The organism is Patescibacteria group bacterium, assembly GCA_040753135.1.
GTDB lineage: Bacteria > Patescibacteriota > Minisyncoccia > UBA6257 > Brennerbacteraceae > JBFMGR01.
In genome coordinates this window covers 16,394-37,618 of sequence record JBFMGR010000007.1, presented here as the reverse complement: position 1 = coordinate 37,618, position 21,225 = coordinate 16,394, and the positions used below count along the sequence as shown (strand labels likewise).

The 21,225-nt window shown below is 38.9% G+C and carries 23 protein-coding genes; 2 read left to right on the top strand and 21 right to left on the bottom strand.

From position 1 onward, the window contains the following. Positions 1 to 55: 55 nt before the first annotated feature. The 19 genes from AB1721_02570 to AB1721_02480 form a co-directional block, all read right to left on the bottom strand. Entirely contained in the window at positions 56 to 514 is a 459-nt protein-coding gene (locus tag AB1721_02570; protein ID MEW5805582.1) for a GtrA family protein, read from the bottom strand. Beyond that, entirely contained in the window at positions 498 to 2,939 is a 2,442-nt protein-coding gene (locus tag AB1721_02565) for a hypothetical protein (protein ID MEW5805581.1), read from the bottom strand. Before AB1721_02565 ends, AB1721_02570 begins: the two co-directional genes overlap by 17 nt. Further along, complete coding sequence (locus AB1721_02560; protein MEW5805580.1) at positions 2,936 to 3,316, bottom strand: hypothetical protein; 381 nt, start codon at positions 3,314 to 3,316, stop codon at positions 2,936 to 2,938. Before AB1721_02560 ends, AB1721_02565 begins: the two co-directional genes overlap by 4 nt. A gap of 43 nt (positions 3,317 to 3,359) precedes the next feature. Next, the gene (locus tag AB1721_02555; GenBank protein MEW5805579.1) at positions 3,360 to 4,160 is read right to left on the bottom strand and encodes a hypothetical protein; all 801 of its coding nucleotides are present in this window, start codon (positions 4,158 to 4,160) and stop codon (positions 3,360 to 3,362) included. Between the two features lie 2 nt (positions 4,161 to 4,162). Then, positions 4,163 to 5,407, bottom strand: a complete 1,245-nt coding sequence (gene serS / locus AB1721_02550; protein ID MEW5805578.1) for a serine--tRNA ligase — start codon at positions 5,405 to 5,407, stop codon at positions 4,163 to 4,165. Between the two features lie 40 nt (positions 5,408 to 5,447). Then, the gene (locus AB1721_02545; protein MEW5805577.1) at positions 5,448 to 6,506 is read right to left on the bottom strand and encodes an NAD(P)-dependent oxidoreductase; all 1,059 of its coding nucleotides are present in this window, start codon (positions 6,504 to 6,506) and stop codon (positions 5,448 to 5,450) included. A 63-nt stretch (positions 6,507 to 6,569) separates the two neighbouring features. Beyond that, positions 6,570 to 6,902, bottom strand: coding sequence for a tRNA-binding protein (locus AB1721_02540; protein MEW5805576.1), 333 nt, complete (start codon positions 6,900 to 6,902; stop codon positions 6,570 to 6,572). Then, on the bottom strand, positions 6,899 to 7,267 hold the full coding sequence (locus AB1721_02535) for a hypothetical protein (GenBank protein MEW5805575.1): 369 nt from the start codon (positions 7,265 to 7,267) through the stop codon (positions 6,899 to 6,901). The genes AB1721_02540 and AB1721_02535 overlap by 4 nt, the downstream gene beginning before the upstream one ends. Positions 7,268 to 7,279: 12 nt before the next feature. Then, positions 7,280 to 8,515, bottom strand: a complete 1,236-nt coding sequence (locus AB1721_02530) for an aminoacyl--tRNA ligase-related protein (protein ID MEW5805574.1) — start codon at positions 8,513 to 8,515, stop codon at positions 7,280 to 7,282. A gap of 457 nt (positions 8,516 to 8,972) precedes the next feature. Continuing rightward, positions 8,973 to 9,194 (bottom strand): hypothetical protein, encoded by a 222-nt coding sequence (locus AB1721_02525; protein ID MEW5805573.1) that lies wholly within the window; start codon positions 9,192 to 9,194, stop codon positions 8,973 to 8,975. A gap of 237 nt (positions 9,195 to 9,431) precedes the next feature. Further along, positions 9,432 to 10,502, bottom strand: coding sequence for an RIP metalloprotease RseP (gene rseP, locus AB1721_02520; protein MEW5805572.1), 1,071 nt, complete (start codon positions 10,500 to 10,502; stop codon positions 9,432 to 9,434). Positions 10,503 to 10,610: 108 nt separating this feature from the next. Beyond that, complete coding sequence (gene frr / locus AB1721_02515) at positions 10,611 to 11,168, bottom strand: ribosome recycling factor (protein ID MEW5805571.1); 558 nt, start codon at positions 11,166 to 11,168, stop codon at positions 10,611 to 10,613. Between the two features lie 93 nt (positions 11,169 to 11,261). Further along, positions 11,262 to 11,414 (bottom strand): hypothetical protein, encoded by a 153-nt coding sequence (locus AB1721_02510; protein ID MEW5805570.1) that lies wholly within the window; start codon positions 11,412 to 11,414, stop codon positions 11,262 to 11,264. Between the two features lie 44 nt (positions 11,415 to 11,458). Then, positions 11,459 to 12,460 carry a hypothetical protein gene (locus AB1721_02505; GenBank protein MEW5805569.1) on the bottom strand — a complete coding sequence of 334 codons (1,002 nt, stop codon included), beginning with the start codon at positions 12,458 to 12,460 and terminating at the stop codon, positions 11,459 to 11,461. A gap of 88 nt (positions 12,461 to 12,548) precedes the next feature. Further along, positions 12,549 to 13,562 (bottom strand): rod shape-determining protein, encoded by a 1,014-nt coding sequence (locus AB1721_02500; protein ID MEW5805568.1) that lies wholly within the window; start codon positions 13,560 to 13,562, stop codon positions 12,549 to 12,551. Between the two features lie 149 nt (positions 13,563 to 13,711). Continuing rightward, a complete protein-coding gene (locus AB1721_02495) occupies positions 13,712 to 14,368 on the bottom strand; it encodes a PD-(D/E)XK nuclease family protein (GenBank protein MEW5805567.1) in 657 nt (218 codons plus the stop codon). Beyond that, entirely contained in the window at positions 14,365 to 15,633 is a 1,269-nt protein-coding gene (locus AB1721_02490) for a UDP-N-acetylmuramoyl-L-alanyl-D-glutamate--2,6-diaminopimelate ligase (GenBank protein MEW5805566.1), read from the bottom strand. The genes AB1721_02495 and AB1721_02490 overlap by 4 nt, the downstream gene beginning before the upstream one ends. Further along, a complete protein-coding gene (locus AB1721_02485; protein MEW5805565.1) occupies positions 15,605 to 16,249 on the bottom strand; it encodes a VTT domain-containing protein in 645 nt (214 codons plus the stop codon). Before AB1721_02485 ends, AB1721_02490 begins: the two co-directional genes overlap by 29 nt. A 103-nt stretch (positions 16,250 to 16,352) precedes the next feature. Then, entirely contained in the window at positions 16,353 to 17,396 is a 1,044-nt protein-coding gene (locus AB1721_02480) for an AI-2E family transporter (protein MEW5805564.1), read from the bottom strand. A gap of 75 nt (positions 17,397 to 17,471) precedes the next feature. Between AB1721_02480 and epmA the strand changes: the two genes are divergently transcribed. Next, complete coding sequence (gene epmA / locus AB1721_02475) at positions 17,472 to 18,491, top strand: EF-P lysine aminoacylase EpmA (GenBank protein ID MEW5805563.1); 1,020 nt, start codon at positions 17,472 to 17,474, stop codon at positions 18,489 to 18,491. Positions 18,492 to 18,592: 101 nt separating this feature from the next. Next, the gene (gene efp, locus AB1721_02470; GenBank protein ID MEW5805562.1) at positions 18,593 to 19,153 is read left to right on the top strand and encodes an elongation factor P; all 561 of its coding nucleotides are present in this window, start codon (positions 18,593 to 18,595) and stop codon (positions 19,151 to 19,153) included. Positions 19,154 to 19,249: 96 nt separating this feature from the next. On the opposite strand, the gene AB1721_02465 is transcribed toward efp, so the two are convergent. Together AB1721_02465 and AB1721_02460 are read right to left on the bottom strand one after the other, a co-directional pair. Then, positions 19,250 to 19,765 carry a DUF6624 domain-containing protein gene (locus AB1721_02465; GenBank protein ID MEW5805561.1) on the bottom strand — a complete coding sequence of 172 codons (516 nt, stop codon included), beginning with the start codon at positions 19,763 to 19,765 and terminating at the stop codon, positions 19,250 to 19,252. 83 nt (positions 19,766 to 19,848) lie between these two features. Beyond that, positions 19,849 to 20,835: a hypothetical protein gene (locus AB1721_02460; GenBank protein ID MEW5805560.1), complete on the bottom strand. Its 987-nt coding sequence runs from the start codon at positions 20,833 to 20,835 to the stop codon at positions 19,849 to 19,851. Between the last annotated feature and the right edge of the window lie 390 nt (positions 20,836 to 21,225).

The following is a 21,225-nucleotide window of genomic DNA, read 5'->3' as shown; positions in this document are numbered from 1 at the left end:
TCACAATTTTTTATTCGTATATTCGCTTATTCGTACAAATTCGCTATTCGTTGATTTACTCCCTAAACACGATTTTTTTATAACCAATAAAGTTCCAAATTGCGGCAATGGCGGTTCCCAAAACCGCGCCAAAATTAGCGCAGAAAATAAACAGCCGATTATCCAAGTTTAATTGCTGGTAGCAAGCATTAGCAGTTAAGCTGGCAGTGAAGATATTTAACAAAGCGGCAATAAAACTGATGCCGAAGAAAAAACCGAATTTTTTATATTTTTCCAAGGAAGCGGTTGGCGCTGCTGAATCAGTTTCTTGGAAAACAAAACGTTTGTTTAAAAAATAACTGGCAATTACCGCGACTGAAAACGAAATTGCTTTAAAAACAGAATAAACAAACAGCTCTTCGGTTTTGGTAAAAAAAAGCAGGAGGTTCAAGACTGACCAGTCAATTAGAGTGTTGGCAATGCCGACCGGAATAAATCGTAAAATCTGGGTTTTGGTTTTAGAATTGAGGCTCATAGTTTGTTTCTGATTTTTCTTTTTCCGGTTCTGGAGTAAAGTATTTTTGCTTAATTTCTTCAATCACTTCTTGCCTTGGCCGGCAGTATTTTTGTCTGGAAAGAGCAATTATCTGTTCTCTGGCATTGGTATCAGGTTGGTCAGGCGGGAAAATGGCAAAGTTAAATGGCTGGCTCATTTTGCCGCTAATCATCAGCCGAGAATAAGCGTTAAAGTTGGCAATATTAACCAAATCTTGTTCTGTAAAAGTCGGCTCAAAAAAGATCTTCAAAGCCGCGGCGTCTTCAGGGCCGATTCTAAAGCTGACAATCGTGCCGACATTGCCAAAAACCGCTTTGCGAATCTCGTCAGAAAGCTGGCCAATGTACTGATGCGCCATTGACAGAGAGAGCTTGAATTTTCTCGCTTCAGAAAGAATGTTAGAGATAGTTTTGGTGGTTACATTCTGGAACTCGTCAATATAAAGATAATGGGGCGGCAGAGAAGCAATATCTTTACCGACTCTTGCCATGGCTGACATAAAGATTTTACCGGTCAAAAGCATTCCCATAAAGAAGGCGTTGGTTTCGCCGATTAAGCCCTTGGACAGATTGATAATGAAGATTTTTTTATTATTCATTATCTCCGGAATGTCAAAACTTGATTTTTGTTTGCCAATCACCGGCCGAATATAATCATTGGCAATAAAAGGGTTAAGTTTTGAGAGCACCCAAGTGGAAACATTGCCCAAACTGAAATCTCCGGAAGCTTTTTCCGCTTCTTTTTGCCAGAAATGGACTACCACTGGGTCAGAACAGCGGGCAATCAATTTATTCCTGAAATCCCGGTCAGCAAAAACTCTGGGCACATCAAGCAGAGTCGGTTTGTTTTCCGGGTTTTCTTCAAAGAGCAGAAAAAGGGCGTTTTTCAGATACTGCTCAAACATCGGCCCGCCGACTTCAGCTAAGTTATATAGCTTGCCGATAATCTCAATCAGCTCATTGGCAATAAAAGTTTTTTGCTCCGGCTGGTTCGGGTCATAATCTAAAAGGTTGTAGCCGATCGGATACTGGATATCAGCCGGATTAAAATAAACCACGTCATTCCATCGAGATTCAGGAATCAAGCCGAGAATATCTTTAGCGTCGTTGCCATGAGGGTCAATAAAAGTCAAGCCTTCGCCTGCTTCAATATCTTGCTTAATCAGATGCTTTAAAAAGCTGGTCTTGCCCGTGCCGGTTTGGCCAATCACATATAAGTGCCTAAACCTGTCTTCTGGCAATATCTTAACTAATTTTTCTTGGCCCTCAAAAACCGCTTTTCCAAAGGTGATTCCTTCAGTCGGCATATCCAAAGGCGGTAAAGCGGCTCGGGCGCTGGTCCGTTTTATTTTGGTGTTTTCCAAAATCTGGGTTGTTGGCAGATGAACCAGAGTGGCTAATTCTTGGCTGTTCAAAACCATTTTTTCTTTTTCCCGAAAATGGCGGAAAGAAAAATCATAGACTTCTTTTTCTTCTGCCTTGCCGATTAGTTTTTTAAAAACTAAACTATTGCCTTTGGGATTATCAAGCTGGGGCATCGCCGCGGCAACCTGATCCATTAGCGCTTCAGCTCTGGCAGCAGTTTGACTGGAAGTAATTAATCTTAAATTAACCTCAACCAAGGGATGGCTGATTTTGTTGTTAATTCCCTCAATTAAATCAGCGTCGCTTTGTTTTTCTTTTTTATCTTTTAAATCCTCCGGTTTTTCTTTGTCCGGTTTTGACGTCAAAGTTTCCTGAATGAAGCCGGCTGCCTTTTTTATTCCGGACCTTTGGGCTTTTTCCATGGCTTGCTGGAGCGACCCGTCTTTTCTTACTTCTTCGGCAACTTTTCTGAATTGTTTGTTCAGGTTGCTTGGCGCTTGTTTAAAAATCGCCTGCAAAGCAATGCCATCGCCTTCTTTCGCCAAAGAAGAAAAAATATTCATTATCGGCAAGAGAAAATCTTCGGAAATGTCGTTATAGGTTTTAATCGGCAAGATTTTTTCTTTTTTCTGGCTGAAATAACCGGCAAAGCTAAATCCGCTCGGATTAAAGATGTTGTAATCTTCCACTCTTTCTATGACAGCTCCGGGCCAAAAAGCTTGAATTTGCCGGATTAAGGCGTCTAAATCTTTTTCTTCGGCGCCGAAATACAAATGAATATCCTCGCCAAGATTATGAACCGCAAACTCCATCACCATCGGCAGTTTAAACCCGGTTAAAGAGCGGAGCAGTTGTTCGCTGGTTGCCAGTTCTTGCTTCCAATCCTTCTTTTCTTTTGTTTGTTTGTAAAGTGTGACTAAAATCAGTTTGTAATCAAGCGATTTTTTTACCAGTTTTTGCTCTTTTTTTAAATCCCAAAAATACCAGCCAGCCGCGATTCCGGCAACAACTAAAATCAGAATAAAAATCAGCCAAGTCATTTTTTTTGAGCTTTTAGTTCTTGGTAAAACCGATTAACCAACTCGTCATGATACTGGTCAATCAAAAAAGCGTTATGGGTCTGCCGCGCCTGTTTAATCCCCTCGTAAAGTCCGCGGTTAAAAGTAATCTCAATCAAAGAATTGATTGCTTCCTGAATTTCTTCGGCATTTTTATTATCATCTGCCGGCGTTTGAATCGGTTGGGTTTGGACCGGTTGGGCTGATTGGGTTTGAGGCTGGGCTTGAAATTTCTCCGCAATGACTTGCTTTAGAACTTCTTTTTCTTTTTCCGGAGTCAACGGGCCTTCAGCAGATTTAATCCTCTGCTGAAATTCTTGGTTAAGACTTTCTATTTCCGGGTGAAAATTTATCGGCATTAGTTAGAGTTTAATTTAATTGATTATAGCACCATTTGGCTTGTTAACGAAGTTTGTAATAAGCTTTATTCGGGTATCTTAAATCAAGATATTCAAGCCGGGAGCGGCTGCCGTTTAATTCTTTTTCAACCATTAACTTAAGGTTTTCGGCAATTAATCTTGGCTCAAGCTCAAAACTGACCAACAAATACCAGTTTTCTTTGGTTAAAATCTTGAAAAACTTTGCTTTCAAAAATTCCTGTTCCAGAACAATTCGGTCAAGCTCTAAATAATCTTTGAGCTGATTCTTAAACTCATAAGCAAAGCTAATCATTTTAGGCGGCAAAAATTCTTTGCCTGGAATAAATTCTTCGGAAGACCTGTTTTCAAGCCCAATAAAAGCTTTTTCCGCTTTTGACTGGTCATTGGTTTTAAAAGCAATTCCGGAAAAATCAACAAAAAAACATTCTTGCCCGTCCCCTTGGCAGATTTTGATTGCCGGTTCTCTTGGTTCTCCGGTCAAAAAAAGCGTTTGGCTGGCAAAGTCATAGTCCCAGCCAAGATTTTTTAATTCCGGAAAAGATTCGGCCAAGTTCCTGATAAGAGTTTTTTTTCGGCTGAAAAAAATGTTGTTTTTAGGAATCAGCCAGATGTCTTTATTTTGGATTTGGTTCCAGGTTAACTCTGTTAAAGCTTGTTTTTCAGGAAAATCAATCTTTGCCTCAATCTTTTCAATCAGAAAATATCTGGCAAAAAGGAAAAAATAACCAATTCCGCAAAAAACCAGAAAAACCAGAAAAAAAGAAAACCAGCGGCTGATTTTCCGGATTTTTCTTTGTTTAAGATACTGGCTTTCGCGGGCCATTTTTAAGCTCGTCTGATTTCTTTTATGCCTCCCATATAAGGCAGTAAAGCATCAGGGATTTTAACTGAACCGTCTTTTTGCTGATAGTTTTCCAAAATTGCAATCAAATGCCGGTCTGTTAATCCTGTTGCCGAGATAGTGTGCGGGTAGGCTAAGGTTCCGTCTTGCTTCCGATAGCGAATATTCAGCCTTCTGGTTTGAAAATCTGTCAGATTGGTGTTGGAAGTAACTTCCCGGTATTTATTCTGTCCCGGAAACCAAGCGTTGATATCGTATTTTTTGTAGCCCGGAGCGCCAAAATCCCCAACGCAGATCAGGGAGACTTCATAAGGGATTTTTAAAGCTTTGAGCAGATTTTCTTCGTGCTGAAGGCATTTTTCATGCCATTCTGGCGAAGTTTCCGGAGCGCAGAAAACTATCTGCTCTACTTTCATAAATTCATGAGCCCGGAAAATACCTCGAGTGTCTTTACCGTATGATCCGGCTTCGGTCCGAAAACACTCTGAATAAGCTGAATAAAGCTTGGGCAGATCCTGTTCTTTTAAAATCTCGTCCGCATGATAAGCGACCAAAGCCTGTTCAGAGGTGCCGATTAAAGCCAGATCCTGTTTTTCCAGCTTGTAAATGTCTTCAGCAAAAAAGGGCAGATAGCCGGTGCCAAACAGAGTTTTCTCTTTGGCAACATGCGGCGTGGCCATTATGGTAAAGCCGTTTTGGGCCAGATAATCAAAAGCAAAATTAATCAGCGCCAGCCTTAATTTAACCCCTTCGTTTTTCAAAAAATAAAATCTTGATTGGGCGACTTTCACTGCTCGTTCAATGTCAATGATGTCCAAAGCTTCGCCGATTTCCTGATGGTCCCTGGGTTCAAAATCAAACTTTGGCGGTTCGCCCCAATACTTGATTGCTTTATTGTCTTCGTCAGATTTGCCGTCCGGCACTTCAGAATCAAGCAAATTCGGCAGCCAAGACATCCGTTCAAAAAGAACCTGTTCTGTTTTTGCCAGTTCTTTTTCTAATTGGCTGATTTTTTCAGAGAGTTTTTTTAACTGCTTAATCTCGGCCGGACTGGGTTTGGTTTTAGATTTTTTATTCTGTTCTGCCCTTAAATTATCCAGTTCGGTCTGAAGTTTTTTTCTTTGATTGTCTAAATCAACAATCTCGTCAACGCTGACTTTGGCGCCGCGGCGCTTAGCATTAGCTTTGACTGTTTTTAAGTTTTCGCGAATAAAATTAATGTCTAACATTTTTTTAATGAATTATGAATTAAGAATAATGAATAAAGTATTAAGTGGTTTTGGCGCCTGAAGCGCCAGAGGAAAAACGAGAAGAGGAAACAATGCTGAATTTTGGCTCGCCAGTTTGAACAAATGTTTTGATATTTTCTATATCCGTGTCTAAAATTCTTTGTAGAGCTTCGCGGGTATAAAAAGCAATATGCGGAGTCATTACTACATTTGGATGGTTAATTAAAAGATTGTTTTCAGCGATTAAAAGCAAGTCTTCTTGATTCGGCCGGCCGTATAAAACCGCTTTTTGTTCATCAAAAACCGCTTGTTCACCCTCTAAAACATCAATGCCCGCGCCGCCAATTTTGCCGCTATTCAAACCAGTAAGCAAGGCCTTGGTGTCAATTAAACCGCCTCGGGCAGTGTTAATGATAACCGCGCCATCTTTCATTTTGGCGATTGCCTGCTCGTTAATCAGATGATGATTTTCCGGAGTATAAGGCAGATGCAAACTGATAACCTCTGCTTGTTCTAACAACCCATCAAAAGAAACATATTTAAAGTTAAGCTCTTTTTCCAGTTCTGGTTTGGGAAATTTATCAAAAGCAATAACTTTCATCGAAAAGCCATTGGCAATCTTAATCATCTGGGTGCCGATTCTGCCGGTGCCAATAATGCCAATGGTTTTTCCCATTAAATCAAAACCCTCAAACCCCTCAATGCTGAAATTCCTTTGTTCTTTAATTTGGTCAAAAGCATTAAAGATTTTTCTTGCCACAGCCAAAAGCAAACCAAAAGCAAATTCGGCTACGGTATTATTTCCATAACCCGGAACATAGCCAAGCTTAATCCCCTTTTCTGACAGGGCTTGATATTCTAAGTGGTCAAAACCGGTTGAACGGGTAGTAATCAGTTTTAGATTGGGCAAATCATTAACATCTTCTGCTTTTAGTTCTGAACCGACAAAAAGCGAGATTGCCTCGGCGTCTTTTGGACAAAGACTCTTATCAAACTTTTCAGAGAAAAAAACTAGCTCTGCCTGATCACTGATCACTGATAACTGATTTTTTAAATAATCTTTTTCCCAATCTTTGGTTTCAAAAAAAATAATCTTCATAATCAACGAATAACGAATTTATACGAATTAGCGAATAAACGAATTAAATTTGAATGATATATTTTAAAACATTTTTCCGCTGTTTGGCACTGGCTTATCTGGGGATAAAAGAACCACTTCTCCATTTTCATCCGGCACGCCCAAAACCAATACTTCTGAAACAAACGGACCGATTTGCTTTGCTGGAAAATTAATTACCGCAATAACCTGTTTTCCAAGCAGACCTTCAGTCTGGTAATTAGCTGTAATCTGGGCTGAAGATTTTTTTAGGCCGATTTCCGGGCCAAAATCAATTTCCAATTTGTAAGCCGGCTTTTTTGCTTCAGGAAAAATCTCGGCTTTCATAATCGTGCCAACTCGAATCTCCAGTTTTTCAAAATCAGCAAAATCAATCATTTTTTGATTAATGAGTCAATTTCTTCAGAGGTTAAAGAAAAGCAAGGGCTTAAAATTTCAATTAGCCGATTAACTTTTTCTTCAGGGTTATTAAACAATCCGGTTTCTCCGTTTCTTAAAACCGCTTCTTTAAAAGAATCAGGATTATCCTTAAAGCTTTGAGCAATCATCGGAATAAGGTTTTCTAAACCAAGATTTTCTGGCTGATTCCCCAATCCAGAAAAATAAGCTCGGCAAAAAGAAACAAAAAAGCTTTTCAGATTTTCATCCGCTTCAATTCTTTCTTGAGCAGCTCGGAAGATCTGCTTGATCTGTTCAGGGTTTCTTAATGTCATTTTTAGCGCTTTCAATTTAAAAACAAACATTAATTCTGGCGTTTATATTTTAGAAAACAATTCTTTTTCTTTAATTAGTTCGGCTCTTTTAGCACTTCTTTTCTTGATCTCTATCATTTTTTTATCAATGGTTTTTTTGCTAACAACAATTCTGTTTGTAATGCCGATTAAATCAGAGTCAACAAGCTTTTCTCCTGCCGAGATATCAACCCTGTCGTCAAATAGAACTTCGGCGCCTCTTTTCAATAACTGTTTATAAAGATTTTCCGCCTGCTTTATCACCTCTTTATCTAAGCAAAGCAAATGAAATTTAAACGGAGAAACAGATTCCGGCCAGATAATACCTTTGTCATCATGAAAGGCCTCAACTAACACGCCCATGGTTCTTGACGGCCCAATGCCATAACAGCCCATAAAAACATCTTTTTCTATTCCTTTTTCGTCTTTATATTTCAATTCAAATGGTAAGCTATATTTTGTGCCAAGCTTGAAAATATTGCCGACCTCTGACGCCTTACTTTCTTTCAAATTTTTATCTCCACAGTTAGGACAAGAATTTTGTTCATGTATTATTTCTCTATTCACGCCAACCATACATTTTTCGCATAGATAAATTAAATCCTCGCCTTGATCTAACAGAGTTTGGAATTCATGCGAATATTTGGAAAATGTGCCTCCGGAGGCAAAAGTTAAAACCGTTATTTTACCCAGCCCCACCCTTTCAAAAACATTTTTATAAGCTTGGACCATCACCTCGTAATATCTGTCGAGGTCTTCTTGTGATGTATGAAATGAATACAGATCTTTCATTCTGAATTCTCTGCCGCGCAAAAGCCCTGACTTTGCCCTAATTTCATCGCGAAACTTTGTTTGGATCTGATAAACATATTGCGGCAAATCTTTGTATGAATAAATATATTTTTTTAACAGCGGTGCGACGATTTCTTCATGTGTCGGGCCTAGAACTAAATCGGTTTTTGAGTAATAGCTGGTAAAGCGGAATAAAACATCCATGCTTTTCCATCTGCCTGTTTGCTCCCAGTTTTTTCTTGGGTGCATAACTGGCATCAAAATTTCTTGCCCGCTGGCCCGATTCATTTCTTCACGAATTATCTGTTCAATTTTTGAAAGAACTCTATTACCAAGAGGCAAAAACGTATAGACACCGGACATAACCTTATCAACAAATCCTGCTCGCTGTAAGAGTATGGCATTAATTGCAGAATCTCCTTGAGGGTCCTGCTTCATTGTTTTTGTGAAAAGTTGTGATTGGCGCATAAATTTTTATTAATTTTTTATTAAAAAAACCTCGTCTTTGGTTCCTAATTATCCGGCTTAGCCAGTAATTAAGACACAAGGACGAGGTTTCACAATTCATGATTCATAATTCATAATTCATGAACTGCCCCGTGGTACCACCTTGCTTTTCCCTTGCGTTGCCGCTTGGGACTTAGCGCCCAAAAAATTTTGGGCAATTTTTTAACGGAAACACCCGGGTTGCTTAACCGCTGGAGTTAAACCAACGTTTTCACAACCAGCTCTGGGGCGGGATCCCTCGGTTGCGCTCGGGATATGCTCCCCTTCATCGCTTTGCCAATATTATATAACAAAGGGAATTACAGTCAAGCCCAAACATCTAAAGTCTTGTAAGCGGCTAAACCTTTATTCTGCGTTCAAAATACTCGGTTAAAGTTAACAAAGGCGCCGGTTTTAAACCGGCGCCTTTGTTTTAAGTTTAATTGTCAAACCTTCTTCGGTTGCCAAAATCCCGATTGAATCTCTTTTTCGGTCTTTTAGCATTGCACTCCCGGCAGTAAAGCCGGCCATAAGTACCATCATCCCTTTTAGTGGGTTCAAATGGCAGTTCGGTTATTTGAGCGCCGCAGGTTTCACAATTAATGTTCAAGCCGGAAACATCATAAGTTTGCCTTGGCCTGTCATTACTGTAATCTTGCATATTGTCGTTCTCTTACGAGATAAGTTCCATTAAACATGAATCATTGGTCATGGATGATGGAACATAAAATCTAATTTTAATTCCACTATCTCATAAGATTAAATCCCGTTTGACGGGCTGAACGACCCTTGGAAACTTGTTAATTGTCCTAAGCTCTAATGAGATAATGACTCTTTAAAGATACAGGTTTTATTACCGGATGTCAAATTGATTAACAATTTTGTTATCTGTTGATTATTAAAACAATCGTTTAATATCTGCAATTGTCACTAAGACCAATAAGCTCAACAGCAAAACCATCCCCAGAGAATGCACCCAAGATTCATATTTTGCCGGCACCGGCTTTTTGGCAATTATCTCCCAAGTAACAAAAACAATTCTGCCGCCATCTAAAGCGGGCAAGGGCAAGAGGTTAAAAACCGCCAAATTTAAAGAAATCAAAGCAATGAAACTAAAAGTCTGGGAAAGGCCGGCTTTTATAACATTTGAAGTAAAACTGACAATGCCAATTGGTCCGGTTAAATTCGCGGTCTCGCCTTTGAAAACCAGATTGGATAAAATCTGAAAAACCATTGAGAACATATAAACCGAAGCCTTGAAAGAATACTTGATTGCCTGATAAAAAGCCTCAAAAAAAGGATATTTGACCGTGCCAATTTCAGCAATCACCACGCCCAAAGCGCCTTCGCCTGAAGGTGGAGTTTCCCGAGGGACAATCTCAATTTCTTGCCCCGAATCAAGAATAAGGATAATCTCTTTGCCGGCGTTTTGCTTGGCAATTTCAACGAATCCCGATTCAGATAAATTGGAGAAAGTTTGATCTTGAGTTTTGATCGCTAAGACTTTGTCTCCGGGATTCAGATCAGCTTTTGAGGCAGGCGAATTTTTTGCTACCTGCAAAATGCCAATGGCAATATTTTCAGCTTTGGTCCGGTTGGATTCATTTAAAACCATTTCGTTTCCGGCATAAAAAAGCCCCCAATAAATCAGAAAGCCAAGCAGAAAATTCATTATAATGCCGGCAAAGACAACCAAAAGCTTTTTCCAGGGCGATTTTTGAATAAATGACCGCTTGTCTTGCTTATCTGCTTTTGAGTCAATATCGCCAAAAATCCTGACAAATCCGCCAAACGGAATCAGGTTTATAGAATAAACAGTCTCACCGATTTTTTTGCCGAAGATACGCGGCGGAATTCCTAAGCCAAACTCTTCCACCAGCATACCGGATTTTTTTGCCGCCAAAAAATGCCCCAGCTCGTGGATAAAAATAAGAAAACTGATAATTAAGATAGAAATTAATATTGTCATAGTTAAAGGTTAGACGTTGTCGCTGCGAGTATAGTTTTCGTTTTAGTTAAACGTCAAGCAAAAACGCTAGACGATACTGGCCGCGAAACCAGAAAACGATAACTATTTCTAAACTGACAGGATTTCTTTTTCTTTTTTCTCTCTGGCCGCTTCAATCTTTTGATTAAACTCATCAACCTGTTTTTGGAGCTGTTCGGTAAATTGGTACTTGGCGTCTTCATCAGCAATTTTCCCGGAATCCATCAAGTTCTGGAATCTTTTTTTTATCTCATCTCGGGCCTGCCTGAATCTGATTTTAAATTCTTCGGTTTTTTGGTTTAAAAACTTGACCAATTCCTGCCGTTTTTCTTCGGTTAAAGGCGGGAAATTTAATCGGATAAACTGGCCGTCATTTGACGGCATTACTCCTAATTTCGCTTCAACGATTGCTTTTTCAATATTCGGGATAATTGTTTTATCCCAAGGCTGAACCAGCAATGTATTAGCTTGAGAAAGAGTGATTGTCGCCAGATGCTTTAACGGAGATCTGGAATTATAGGCTTCTATCTCAATCTCTTCAATTAAGCCGGGGCTGATTCGATTGCTCCTGATTGAAAAAATCTCTTCCCGATGGTTCTCAAGAATTATTTGCCAGGTTTTTTTAAATTCATTAAGCAGTTCTTCCATAAAATCCCGCTAATTTACTAATTAACATCAATAATACTAAATTAAAATTTATAATAATCGCAGATTAGATTTAGAATCTGGATTACCGGTCTATCAAAACAATCTTTCCAGATAATCAATTCTGGCGGGTAAATTATCAGCTTCTTTTTCGGTCCAGGATTGGATTTCCGGCCAAGCATAGGGTAGAAAATAAACCGCTAGAACAAAAATCAAAAAAAAGAAAATTATTTTTTTAGCAATCTTCATGGATTCTACTAATGTACTAATCAATGTTTATTCGTTGATTTTAATTATACCATCAAAGCGACTTGCTTTAAAGCGTTTTCTTTTAAACTGCCATATCTCTGGGACAGATTGGCTAAGACCTGGATTTTTTTTAAGGTTAAAAGCAGTTTTTTAAGTTCGGTTTGCCTTTTTTTGGTTAAGAGCAAACCCGGTTCAGTCAAGCCAATTGCCTGATAAAGCTCGTCGCGCAGAATAATCTGCCAAAGCTCAAAAAGGCCAGAAAAACTCTTGTCCGGCTCGGTTTCTTTTTGAATCAAATGCTTTTCCCAAAAGATAATCTTTTCTGCCGGAGTTTTTTGTTCCAAGCGCAAAAGTTTTAAAACCAAGCCTTTAAACTGCTTAACCAATTCTGGCTTATCAATAAATTCTTGAGCCCGGCCGGGCCGAAACAAAGCATAACGTTTAGCCTCGATTTTTAGTTCTTCTGGGATTGATTGTTTGTCTATCCAGGCGTCTAATTCCTGTTTTTTAACTAAGCCGAACTTAATCTCCATTAATCTGGACTGAATAGTTTCTAAAATTTCAGAGGGCAAATGGGAGACCAAAATTAAGACTGAATTTATCGGCGGCTCTTCAATAATCTTTAAAAGCGAGTTCTGGGCTTCATGGGTTAATAAATGGGCATTGTCAATCAAAACCGTTTTTTTTCTTCCCAGCCCCGGAGCGGTGCTTAAAAATTTGATAATTGCCCGGCCGGTATTAATTCCATAGGGATTTAAATCATCTGATAATAAATTGGTTAAAACGGTCTTGGGGTTAAAGTTTTGGTCAATCAACAAATAATCCCGATAAAAGTTATCAGCGCAAGCGGGGCAGATCTGCTTTAATTTAATTTCTGAACAGCCGCCAAAAGATTTATTCTGGCAAATTAATCCTTGGATAAACTCTTGGGCAATCAGTTTTTTGCCGATCTGTTCGGGGCCGGAAAATAAAAATCCGGAAAAATAAAGCTCTTTTTCCAAAAAGTTCTTGAAAAATTGAATCTGGGACTGATGACCAATAATCATATAAGATTCCTACTAATGTACCAATCTGTACTAATTATACTAATAATTGGTTAGTATATATTAGTAATAATTCGTAAATTGGCAGGATTTATCTAAAAGATTGGATTGAGCGTTTGTAAATTGCCAGATTGTCTAAAATTACGCCAGTACCCTTGGCAACGCAAAAAAGCGGCTCATCAGCAATATAAGCCGGCACGCCGATAGTTTTTAAAATTAAGTCATCTAATTGGCGCAGGAGCGCGCCACCGCCGGTCAAAATCATTCCTTTTTCAACTATATCCGCAGCCAGTTCCGGAGGAGTTTCCCGAAGCACATTCTTAATCGCCTGAATTATTTCTTTTAAATGGGGCTGAAGCGCGGCCGCAATATCATTTGAGTTAAGAACCAAATTTTTTGGCAAACTCTCAACCGCATCCTGTCCTCTAATCTCCATTGATAGTTTTTCTTTTTCCGGCAAAGGCATTACTGAACCAATCTTAATCTTTAAGTCTTCAGCGGTTTTTTCGCCAATAATCAAATTGTGCTTTTTTTTCAAATAATCAATGATCGCTTGATTAAGTTTGTCCCCGGCCACCCTGATTGATTCCCAGGTAACTACTCCGCCCAAAGAAATTACTGCCACTTCAGCGACGCCGCCGCCAATATTAACCACCATATTGCCAGAAGCAGTGTTAATCGGAATCCCGGCGCCCAAAGCAGCCAAAACCGGCTCTTTAACCACAAAAGTGTTTTTTGCTCCGGCTTCCCGGGCCGCGTCAATCACCGCCTTTCTTTCAGTTGAGGTGCTGCCGGCCGGAACAGAAACCAAAACATCCGGCTTTAAAAACCGCCAAAAGCCGCAAGCCTTGTTAATAAAATATCTTAGAATTGATTGAGTCACCCGATAATCAGCAATTACCCCGTCTTTTAAGGGCCGATAAACAATAATATCAGCCGGAGTTTTCCCAGCCATTTCTTTGGCTTCTCTGCCGATTGCCAATACTTTGTTATCCGGTTTAGAAACCGCCACCACCGACGGCTCCTGAATCACAATCCCTTGATCAGGAACAAAAACTAAAGTGTTGGCAGTGCCTAAATCAATGCCAAGCTGACGAATAATCATAAACCAATCTTAGCAGAACTGCTGACAACTGGCAACAAGTTTCAATTTATCAATTAAGCAACCCCGAAACCATAAAAGCCTGGGGAAATGTGTTTAAGCCCTTATCAGAAAAAGCAATTATCCGGAATCGAAAAAAATAATTACAAGATTCAGATTTCCAGCTGGCGGTATTGGCAGAACTGGCAATCAGGCGAAGCTAAAGGAATCTGGTCGTCCAAAATTTGTTTAATTTTATTCAGGATTTTGTCAATTTTTTCCGGTTCGGTTTTTATCTCCTCAACCGCAATATTAAATCTTAGCGGCTGATTCAGATCCATATTTTTGTGGTCTAAATACCAAAAAGCTAAATAAGCCAAGTTTCTGGTTTTTAGTCGGTTTTTCTGAAGCAAATAAGTATAAACGCTCATCTGAAGCGCATAAGCTGAATGAACTTCTTTTAAAGGGAAGCCGCGAGTTTTAATATCCAGGGGAACAATTGATTGGTCTTCTAAAATTAAAGCATCATCAAGCATCCCGCCGATCTTAATTCCAAGTTCTTGATTAATCGCGGCCAAGCTTCTTGACCGCAGCCAGGAAATTTTGTCTTGGTCAGGAAGAAGTTTGCCGGGCAAAAGGCTTTTTAATTCCGGAGGCAGTTTATTCTTTTGGCGCCAGGAATCAAAATAATTTTTTAAGGTATAATCCATTCCGTTCGGCAGAGTTGAAGTTGGCCCGCTCGGCCGATTGATTTTTTCTTTAATCTTCAGCCAAAAACACCGGGGGCATTCCTGATAAAGATTAATGCTTGAAGCGGATAAATAAATCATTTTGTCTTAATTATCTGCCTAATTACCTCCCTGTCATCCCAAGGGATTTTTTTATCTTTAAATACTTGCCATTGTTCCGCGCCCTTGCCCAAAACAACCACGGTGTCGCCTTTTTGCGCGATTTTAATCGCTTTTTGGATTGCTTGTTTGCGGTCAAGAATCTTTTCATGTTCAATGCTTATCCCGCTTATCAGTTCTCGGGCAATTTTTTCCGGATCCTCGCTAAAAGGGTCGTCATTTGTTATCACCGCATAATCACAATATTTAGATAAAATATTTCCCATAATCGGCCTTTTGCTTGCGTCTCTTTCGCCGCAAGCGCCGGTCGCGGCGATTAAATGGTTTTTGACATAAGGTTTGATGGCGCTGAAAAAATTCTCAAACGATTCAGGTGAATGAGCATAATCAACAATAATCTCAATGCCTAAACTATTGGGAATTTTTTCCACTCGGCCCGGCGCTGGCTTTAACCCGGAAACTGAATTAACTAATTTTGTTAAATCAAAGCCCAATCCGTAAAGCGCTGATAAGGCAGCTAAAACATTGTAAACATTAAACTTGCCCGGCAAAGGAATCTGCAGCTTTAGCCGATTTGAATCAAAACCCAGTTCTAATTTTGAACCGCTCTTTTCAGCCTGAATTTTTTCTGCTTGCAAATCACTTTCCCGATCTAAACCAAAACTTATTTTCTTGACGGGTATTTTTTTAAACGGTTCAAGATAAGAATCGTCTGAATTAAAAACCAAAGCTTTGGTTTTTTTAGAAATCATTTTTTTGTGAGTGAAGATATAGTCTTCCGGGCTAGAATGATACTCTTGATGATCCGGAGTTAGGTTGGTCAATAGGGCTATTTCAAAATAAATCCCCCGAGTCCGAAATTGCTTTAAAGCATGAGATGAAGTTTCCAAAACTACAAATTCGCATTTTTCTCGGACTGCTTGGCTTAAGAACTTTTGCAGATACCAAGAATCAGCTGAAGTCATTTTCAGGTCATTAAGCTTTTCTTCTCCGCCGATTTTAATCGTAGTAGTTGAGATTAAAGCGATTTTTTTGCCTTGCGATTCTAATAATTGGCTGATTAAATAACTGGTTGTAGATTTGCCTTTAGTGCCAGCCACGCCAACGACTCTTAATTTTTTCGCTGGGAAACGGTAAAAAATATTTGCTAAAACCGCTTTGGGCAGATGCCAAAAATAAGCGGTTAAAGAATTATAAAATCTTTCCGGCAGGAAAATTTTAATTGCTTTTTTGATGATTTTTTTCATTTTTCTTTTTTAAGTAAGATAAAAACAGGATAGCGGAAATAACAATAAAAATCAAAAAAACAACCGCGTTAACTCTTTCCAATTGCCAAGCCAATGTTGCATAGGCTCCTTTCAATTGCCAGCCCAAAAACGCCATTAAAAAAACTCTTAAACAACTGCCCAAAAAACCAAAAACAATAAAATTCAAAAGCGGCATTTTGATTAAACCGGCAACAACATTAATTGCCACCCCGGGGAAAATTGGCAAAGCCCTTAAAACCAGTAAGATTGCCTCATCTAAATAATTCTTCTGAAAATGTTTTTGGATTTTTTCTGCTTCTCCAAAAGAAAAGCCGAGCTTGGAACCGAATTTCTTCACTGCCAATTCACCGCCATAATAGCTTAAAAAATAAAAAAACAAAGAGCCAAAACTGACTCCAAGAGCGCCAACAAGAACAAGCCCGGGGAATATCTGGCTGATTGCTTCCTGCCAAGTTTTAGCCGTAATCAGGAAAAATCCGCCGGCCATCATAATCAACGATGACGGTAAGGGCACGATTATTTCTTCAAGCAGAATCCCGAGAAAAAATCCCCAACTGCCGTAGTTTTGGATAAATGTTTCAATTGCCTGAATCATGCTAAAACAGGAAATAAGGCAAAATTAAACCGATAGCAACAATTAAAACTAAAATAATTAAAAGAATTTTTTTTATCTTTCCTGCCATTTGAGTTTTTAAAAATTAAAAAAGGGATTGCTGTTTGGTTTTTTCCAGATAAAGATCTAAAAAGAGCAGAAAAACCGCAATCAGTAACGGGCCATAGATAATTCCCAAAAAGCCAAAAAATTTAATTCCGCCAACCAAAGCAAACAAAATTAAAACCGGATGGATCTTCATTTGTTTGCCGATTACTGCCGGCTTGATAATATTGTCCACGCTTGAAACAATTAAAAGATTATAAGCCAGGTACAAAATTGCCACCGCTAAGTTATCCCCTTTGATAAATAAAATTAAAGCCGCTGGCAGATAAACGATTGCCGGCCCGACAAAAGGAATGAGAGAGAAAAAAGCCATCACCGTCCCCCAGAAAACCGGCGCTTTTATTCCGGCAAACCAAAAACCAAAGCCGCCCAAAATCCCCTGAATTAAAGCGGTTAAAAACTGCCCCCAAAAAATTGCCTTGACTACTTGTTCAAAAGTTTGGATTAAACGTTTGGCTTCTTGCTCTGCTAAGGGAATAATTTTATGGGCTAAATCCAATAACCCGTCCGACTCTTTCAAAAGAAAATAAATGCTGACAATCATCAAAAAGAAATTCAAAATCAAGTTGGGGATGTTGGCAAAAAATCCGACCAAAAACCGGTAAAAAGAAGACCCGATCGAGCTGACAAGCGGCAAGACGTAAGAAATAATTACTTCTTCGGCATCTAAACCAAACCGGCTTAAAAGCGGGCTTAAAAAAGAAACTAAGTTTAAATTGAAGCCCGTTTTATCAATAAAGTTCAACAGCTGGCTTAGTAAAAGGGTTAGTTCGCTTAAAAGCAAGCTGAAAAATCCAACTACCGGGCCAATCAAAAACAGAAAAAATAAGCTGGTGACAATAAAAGCAGACAGCCCTCGTTTATTTTTCAGCAATTTTAGAATTTTTTGGTAAACTGGATATAAAAATATTGCCGCAATCAAGCCAATAACCAGCGGGGCAAAAAGTTTTTGGAAAACAATCAAATTAGCGATTAAGATAATCGCAAAAAGAGTTAAAATAATTGGTCGGGTTGAAACTGGCATAAAACTAATCGCGAGTAGCGTTAATTTATAGGGGCAATAACGCGAAATCAATTAAAAATATTTTAGCACACTAAAATGGGGAAAAACAATAACCAGCTGCTGGAAATCCAAACCAAGCGGGCTTTGATTCTTGACAAAATCAGGCAGTTTTTCAAATCTCAAGGATTTTTAGAGGTCCGGACCCCGAGCTTTGTCAGGTTGGCCGGAATGGAACCGTATCTTAATCCCCTATCTTTTGAATTTTGTAACGAGAAAAACAAAAAATACCAGGGCTATGTGATTACTTCGCCGGAGTATTCTTTGAAGAAACTTTTAGCTTTGGGTTTTCCCAAACTCTTTGAGATTGCCCGGGTTTTCCGCCAAGGCGAAAGCTTTGGGCCCTGGCATAATCCGGAATTTACCATGCTTGAATGGTATCGGCCCAATTCAAATTACAAAAAGATAATGAAAGATGCGGAAAATCTGGTTAGCTTCTTGGCCAAAGCGCTTTATAAAAAGCCGGTTATTGTTTACGGCGGTAAAAAAATTGACTTGTCTTTGCCTTGGCCGCGACTCTCGGTTAAACAAGCATTTAAAAAATTCGCCGGCATTGATTTGGATAAAGTAAAAAGCTTTAACGCTTTTAAAAAAATCGTTAAGAACAAGGATTATCAAACGAATAAAAGCTTTGATTGGAATGATCTGTTTTATTTGATTTTTCTAAATGAAATTGAGCCAAACTTGCCGCAAAATAAACCAATAATTATTTATGATTATCCCCTGCCTCAAGCGGCTCTGGCAAAAAGAAAAAATAAAAATAGTTTTTATGCAGAAAGATTTGAGATTTATATTGCCGGCTTGGAGATTGCCAATGCTTTTTCTGAATTAACTGACTGGCGCGAGCAGGAAAAACGATTAAAGCAAGAACAAAAACTCCGGCGCCAGTTAGGCAAAGAGATTTACCAAATTGATAAAGATTTTATTGCCGCCTTAAAATCAGGCATTCCGGAAACCGGCGGCATTGCTTTAGGTATTGAAAGATTAGAGATGCTGCTTTTGGATATTCAGGATATAAATGAGCTCCTGCCTTTCCCGGCAAAAAAATTATTTGAGTAAAAGTTTGCGATTTTCAAAGAATATTGCTTCCAAAACAAAACTAAGCTATAATCAATTGCTTTATTCATAATTCATAATTCATTATTCATTATTCTGTAAACATGATTTCCACCAATGAATTCCAAAAAGGTTTAGTGATTGAGATTAATAACGAACCCTGGCAGATTGTTAATTACCAGTTTGTCAATCCGGGCAAAGGCGCGGCGTTTATGAAAACCTCTTTAAAAAACCTAAAAACCGGCAAAGCAGTAGAAAAAACCTTTAAATCCGGCGAAAGCTTTGAAGAGGTTGGGTTAGAATACAAAAAGGCCAGGTTTATTTACCAAGACAGGCAGAATGCGGTTTTCTCGCTTTTAGACAATCAAGAAAGGATTTCTCTGCCTAAACAAACTTTGGAGTGGGAGCTTAATTTTTTAACTCCTAATTTAGAAGTGAATTTGATTTACTTGGGCAATCAAGTTCACGGAATCAAGCTGCCGCCAAAAGTCCAGTTAAAAATAACTCAAGCGCCGCCGGCAATCAAAGGCAATACTGCTACCGGCGCCAAGAAAACCGTTGTTTTGGAAACCGGTTATTCAGTTTTAGCGCCGATTTTCATTGGGCAAGACGAATCTATCTGGGTTAACACCGAAACTGGCGAATACAGCGGCAAAGTCGGTTGATAAAGTAGAAACCAATGCATACACCATCAAATAATCTTGATTAATTTTAAAATCTAAAATCAACTTAGCATTAATTATAACGCTGAAAGTTAATTTCTATTTTTTATTTATTTCTTGTATTTTTTCGGCATATTCAGCCAAACTCTCTAGACCCATTTCTCTTCTGCGCTTATCAACATTTATTTCGTTCTCAATTGGTTGCGGGACCAATTCACCTTTCTCATTTTTGTGAAACTGCGTCCCATAAAGCTGTTTTTTACCCAAATTTATTAGGACCCTGTCTGTTAAATAGGCTTTGTTCCTTGGTTCAAAATCGCAGTTGTCCAAACAATCTTGCTGGAGATCTAAATTAAAATCTTGATGCTGAATCAGCAACCAGAAGTTTTTCATTGACTGCTTGCCTACAGTCTCTTGTGTTGGATAACCAAACCTCTGAATTAAATCCTTAATTCTCTGACCGTTAGTAAAATCGATTAAATAAACAAGGTGGTTATAAAAAATCTGATCTTCAACTTTTTTGTTTAGAGCATTTTTTCTAGCTGATTGATCAATTTTAACCATTTCATCAATGACTTTTGAAAAAGATTTTCTTTTAAGTAATTTTTTAGACATATAAAAATAATAAAATAAATCTTAAAAATTAAAAGAGGGGTTCGCATGCTCCGAACGCCCTCTTGTTTCACCTCCTTTATTGCTCATTCTACCAGAAGCTTAGCCAATGCTTCGGCTATCCGCGCTCCTGTCTTTAATTGAACAAAGTACCACTGACCGCTTGGGTTTATCTCAAGAAAATAATAGTTGCCTTCAGGGGTAACTGCCATATCTATACAACCGTATCTTAATCCAAGGCGCCCCATCAACTCCTTAATCTGTTCTCCCACAAACTTAGGCAAAACGGTCTGTTCCATTTTTACATTAAAGTCATTCACTTCTGGGCGCGTTCGCCAATCCACTGTTGTCCTCGGATCTTCTTGGGAGTAAATCTTGGCCGGAAACATTTCGTTGCCGACTACGGTTATTCTAAGCTCATAATTTTTTCTCAACATTAATTGAAATATTGCCGGAGCCAATTTAACACTTTGGATTTCCTTCAAATATTCTTCGCTAACAATGTTCGTATATATCACCCTTCCAACAAGTGGACTAGCCCCTAAAAGCTTTACTACTATCCCTTCCGGATGAGAGTTATAAAAATCGACTACTCTTTCCGGATCTGAAGTAATGATAGTATCGGGAACTGACAAACCAATTTCTGAAGCAACGGCTAATTGCCAGATTTTGTTCTCGGCAGCGACGGCGTTCCAAGGATCATTTACCCATTTCTTGCTCCTAAATATATTCCATAAGCCCTGCCGCATTGAATAGAACTGTTTTTTAATAAATGGTCTTATATCTGGCGGCTCTATCTCTAAAAGCTCTTTTGGCAGATGCGGATGTATATACCAAATAACATCAAATTCGTCGGCATCGTATACCATTTCCCCAGCTATTATATAGTAAACAGGGCGCCCAGAACGCACCTCAAATGTAAGAAAATGATCTTCTAAACATCTATCCTGTTGGAAAAGAACCGTTTGATGTCCCATAGCAACCAAATTTTCTTCCACTAGTCTAAATCCCTCCACCTCATATGTTCCAGAGTTACCAATTGTTAAGATCTTCATGCCCTTTTTCTCCTTCATTAAAAAATTTCCAGAAGAAAAAACAAGGAGGAGCAAGAAACTCCTCCTTTCTAACAGCCATTCTTTTATCGGCTAATCTTCATCTGACTCTGAATCAACGTCAGCTGAATCAACGCTGTCGTACGTACCGCTAGTCGTAGGTGAAGAATAGCCATTTACTGAAGGAACTGCGAATAACAAGATAAACGGTTTCATGGTAAATCATCTCCTTTCTTTTAAATTTTTTAGGAACTGCAGTTAGTATCTCTCTCTCTCTGCGGAAATTGTCAAGAGGTAACCAATAACGAACCCTCGGCTGGTTAGCCGAGGGTTCGTTCAGTTTTTTATTCTATTCGCGAGAGTTACTGTTCCGGAAAAATAAATTAAAGCTTAAACCAACCGGAAAATCTC

What these genes read in the sequence shown, in the direction of transcription:
- AB1721_02535 (MEW5805575.1), bottom strand. Translation starts at nt 7,267, where the DNA reads ATGTTTGTTTTTAAATTGAAAGCGCTAAAAATGACATTAAGAAACCCT.
- AB1721_02465 (MEW5805561.1), bottom strand. Translation starts at nt 19,765, where the DNA reads ATGTCTAAAAAATTACTTAAAAGAAAATCTTTTTCAAAAGTCATTGAT.
- AB1721_02565 (MEW5805581.1), bottom strand. Translation starts at nt 2,939, where the DNA reads ATGACTTGGCTGATTTTTATTCTGATTTTAGTTGTTGCCGGAATCGCG.
- AB1721_02555 (MEW5805579.1), bottom strand. Translation starts at nt 4,160, where the DNA reads ATGGCCCGCGAAAGCCAGTATCTTAAACAAAGAAAAATCCGGAAAATC.
- AB1721_02570 (MEW5805582.1), bottom strand. Translation starts at nt 514, where the DNA reads ATGAGCCTCAATTCTAAAACCAAAACCCAGATTTTACGATTTATTCCG.
- AB1721_02560 (MEW5805580.1), bottom strand. Translation starts at nt 3,316, where the DNA reads ATGCCGATAAATTTTCACCCGGAAATAGAAAGTCTTAACCAAGAATTT.
- AB1721_02540 (MEW5805576.1), bottom strand. Translation starts at nt 6,902, where the DNA reads ATGATTGATTTTGCTGATTTTGAAAAACTGGAGATTCGAGTTGGCACG.
- serS (MEW5805578.1), bottom strand. Translation starts at nt 5,407, where the DNA reads ATGTTAGACATTAATTTTATTCGCGAAAACTTAAAAACAGTCAAAGCT.
- AB1721_02495 (MEW5805567.1), bottom strand. Translation starts at nt 14,368, where the DNA reads ATGATTTATTTATCCGCTTCAAGCATTAATCTTTATCAGGAATGCCCC.
- AB1721_02480 (MEW5805564.1), bottom strand. Translation starts at nt 17,396, where the DNA reads ATGCCAGTTTCAACCCGACCAATTATTTTAACTCTTTTTGCGATTATC.
- efp (MEW5805562.1), top strand. Translation starts at nt 18,593, where the DNA reads ATGATTTCCACCAATGAATTCCAAAAAGGTTTAGTGATTGAGATTAAT.
- AB1721_02460 (MEW5805560.1), bottom strand. Translation starts at nt 20,835, where the DNA reads ATGAAGGAGAAAAAGGGCATGAAGATCTTAACAATTGGTAACTCTGGA.
- frr (MEW5805571.1), bottom strand. Translation starts at nt 11,168, where the DNA reads ATGGAAGAACTGCTTAATGAATTTAAAAAAACCTGGCAAATAATTCTT.
- AB1721_02490 (MEW5805566.1), bottom strand. Translation starts at nt 15,633, where the DNA reads ATGAAAAAAATCATCAAAAAAGCAATTAAAATTTTCCTGCCGGAAAGA.
- rseP (MEW5805572.1), bottom strand. Translation starts at nt 10,502, where the DNA reads ATGACAATATTAATTTCTATCTTAATTATCAGTTTTCTTATTTTTATC.
- AB1721_02505 (MEW5805569.1), bottom strand. Translation starts at nt 12,460, where the DNA reads ATGATTATTGGTCATCAGTCCCAGATTCAATTTTTCAAGAACTTTTTG.
- AB1721_02500 (MEW5805568.1), bottom strand. Translation starts at nt 13,562, where the DNA reads ATGATTATTCGTCAGCTTGGCATTGATTTAGGCACTGCCAACACTTTA.
- epmA (MEW5805563.1), top strand. Translation starts at nt 17,472, where the DNA reads ATGGGGAAAAACAATAACCAGCTGCTGGAAATCCAAACCAAGCGGGCT.
- AB1721_02525 (MEW5805573.1), bottom strand. Translation starts at nt 9,194, where the DNA reads ATGCAAGATTACAGTAATGACAGGCCAAGGCAAACTTATGATGTTTCC.
- AB1721_02530 (MEW5805574.1), bottom strand. Translation starts at nt 8,515, where the DNA reads ATGCGCCAATCACAACTTTTCACAAAAACAATGAAGCAGGACCCTCAA.
- AB1721_02545 (MEW5805577.1), bottom strand. Translation starts at nt 6,506, where the DNA reads ATGAAGATTATTTTTTTTGAAACCAAAGATTGGGAAAAAGATTATTTA.
- AB1721_02510 (MEW5805570.1), bottom strand. Translation starts at nt 11,414, where the DNA reads ATGAAGATTGCTAAAAAAATAATTTTCTTTTTTTTGATTTTTGTTCTA.
- AB1721_02485 (MEW5805565.1), bottom strand. Translation starts at nt 16,249, where the DNA reads ATGATTCAGGCAATTGAAACATTTATCCAAAACTACGGCAGTTGGGGA.